The 2,311-nt window shown below is 70.0% G+C and carries 3 protein-coding genes; 1 reads left to right on the top strand and 2 read right to left on the bottom strand.

The genetic code is table 11. The features are described 5' to 3' along the window. The coding region (locus VFF46_RS30090) for a glycosyltransferase (protein WP_325040610.1) at positions 1-398 on the bottom strand (398 nt) is incomplete at its 3' end. After that, positions 395-1,396, bottom strand: a complete 1,002-nt coding sequence (locus VFF46_RS30095; RefSeq protein ID WP_325040611.1) for a lysylphosphatidylglycerol synthase transmembrane domain-containing protein — start codon at positions 1,394-1,396, stop codon at positions 395-397. The genes VFF46_RS30095 and VFF46_RS30090, both read right to left, overlap by 4 nt. An 81-nt stretch (positions 1,397-1,477) precedes the next feature. On the opposite strand from VFF46_RS30095, the gene VFF46_RS30100 reads away from it, so the two are divergent. Beyond that, positions 1,478-2,302 carry a PIG-L family deacetylase gene (locus tag VFF46_RS30100; protein WP_325040612.1) on the top strand — a complete coding sequence of 275 codons (825 nt, stop codon included), beginning with the start codon at positions 1,478-1,480 and terminating at the stop codon, positions 2,300-2,302. The last annotated feature ends 9 nt before the right edge of the window (positions 2,303-2,311 follow it).

Below are 2,311 nucleotides of genomic sequence, written 5' to 3' on the forward strand. Positions count from 1 at the left end.
GCTGCGCTGACCGCGGTCCAGGCGACGTTCCCGACGTACCGGTCGAGCTGCGCCAGCGGCCACGGCATCGTCGGACCGGGCAGCGAGTGCACGGTGATGATCGCGGACCGCGCCAGCCGGGCGGCCCGCCAGGCGAGCGGCGACACGATCGACGAGTGCGCGTGCACGATGTCGAAGTCCCGCAGCTCGGACCGCAGCCGATCCACCGACGACGGCGACGGCATGCCGGCCACCGACGGCAGCCGGACCACCGGTACGTCGGAGGCCTGCCCCTGGTTGAGCGTGTAGACCGTGACGTCGTGACCGGCCCGGATCAGGTTCAGGGCGAGGTCGTGGACCTGCAGCTCGATGCCACCGAGGCGCGGCAGGTACACGTCGCTGACCAGCGCGATCCTCATGCCACCGCCACCCGCGTCCGGCGCTGCAGGGAGGTCCAGATCGCGAGCATCACACCACCGACCGGGATCTCCATCAGGAACGTGAAGCCGCGGAACAGCAGCAACCCCGCAGCAACGCCTGCGGGGTCACCGCCGAGCGCGACCAGCGCAGCCGTCGTACCGATCTCCACGACACCCGCGCTGCCCGGCGTAATCGGCACCAGCGTCAGCAGCCGCTCCACCGCCAGCGCCGTGAACAGCACGGCCAGACCGAGGGGTACGTGCAGGACCTGGAAGCACAGCCACAGCAGCGCCAGCTGGAGCGCCAGGTAGGCGACCATCCCGCCGGTCATCGGCCGCCAGCCGGTGCGCATCAGGTGCAGGGTCGTCCGCCGGAACCGGGGAAGCCGTTCCTCGAGACGCGAACGCCGGAACACCTTGTCCAGCTGGCGGCCGATGGTCTTGGCGACCCGCTCGTCGACGAGGATCCAGACGCCCACCAGGACGGCCACCGGCACCGGCAGGAACAGCAGGCTGGTCGGGCTGAACGCGGCCGCGCTGTGCAGGACCGGTACCAGGCCGAGCGCGATCGCGATCACGCCGAGCTTGGACACCACGTTCAGCAGTGTCGTCACGGTGATGAAGCCGCCGAACGCGCGCCGGGTGAAACCCCAGCGGCGCACCATCGTGAAGTTGAGCGCGGTGCCGACCGCGCCACCGAGTGGGAGAACGTTTGCCACCGCGCTGCCGGTCAGGCTCAGCGTGAGCGCCCGGCGCTTCGTCAGCCCGGGCAGGGACGCAGCCAGGGCGAACGAATGTGCCCACAACCCCGCGAGCCACACCACAGCGAGCAGAATCAGCGAGCCGACCGACAACCGTGCAAGCACGTCGCCGACCTCGTGCCAGGTCGACCCGACCGCTCGTGGCAGGAACACCACGAGGGCCCCCGTTACCAACGCACTCAGGACAGACGTCAGCAGCCGGCGCTGCCATCCCTTATGCCGTTCTCGTTCGTTCATCAGTAATAGCCTGTCGCTCAGATGCTGAGAGGGTGCTGAGAGCAACTGGCCCGCGGGCGGCAGGCGTGTCATTCTCATCATATGGCCGGGCCCTACACCCTGGTGGCATTTCACGCGCACCCGGACGACGAGGCCCTGCTCATGGGCGGCACCCTTGCCCGACTTGCCGCGGAAGGGCACCGTATCGTACTCGCGGTAGCAACGGACGGCGAGGCCGGGGCGGCCGCTTCGTCGTACCGTGCCGGGGGCGCGCTGGCAGCGCACCGGCGCGACGAACTGGACCGGTCCGCGACCGCACTCGGCTGTGCGCGCGTCGTCCGATTCGGCTTCAAGGACTCCGGCTCGTCGGGACCGCCCGCGGACGGCGGCTTCAGTACCCTCCCGACCGCGGAAGCCGCCCAGCCGCTGATCGAACTGCTCCGCGAGGAACAGGCCGACGCGCTGACCATCTACGACCCAGCCGGCGGCTACGGGCATCCCGACCACCGGCAGGTCTACACCGCCGGCAAGTACGCCGCCGAACAGGCCGGCACCCCGCTGGTCCTCGAGGCCACCATCGACCGCCGCCTCATCCGCCGCCTGATCCGCATCGTGACCGCGATCCCCGGCGTGCTACCCGCCGTCTCCCTGGCGTCCTACGACCACGCCTACGCCCCCAGCGAGGCCATCACCCACCGCGTCGACGTACGCCGCTACACCCGCCAGAAACGAGCCTCCTTCGAGGCCCACGCCAGCCAAGCAAGCGCCGACGAAGGCGCCCGCACCCTGGGCCTGCTCCTCAAACTCCCCCACTGGCTCTTCCGCACCATGCTCGGCCACGAATGGTACGTGGAACACAACCGCCCCCCAGGCCCACCCCTAGACAACCTCTTCACCACCCTCCAACCCCCCACCACCCCGCCCTAACCCCACCAC

This window comes from Kribbella sp., from assembly GCF_035655035.1.
In the GTDB taxonomy this organism is placed as follows: domain Bacteria; phylum Actinomycetota; class Actinomycetes; order Propionibacteriales; family Kribbellaceae; genus Kribbella.

Coding starts and splice junctions, on each gene's coding strand:
- VFF46_RS30095 (WP_325040611.1), bottom strand. CDS start 1,396: ATGAACGAACGAGAACGGCATAAGGGATGGCAGCGCCGGCTGCTGACG.
- VFF46_RS30100 (WP_325040612.1), top strand. CDS start 1,478: ATGGCCGGGCCCTACACCCTGGTGGCATTTCACGCGCACCCGGACGAC.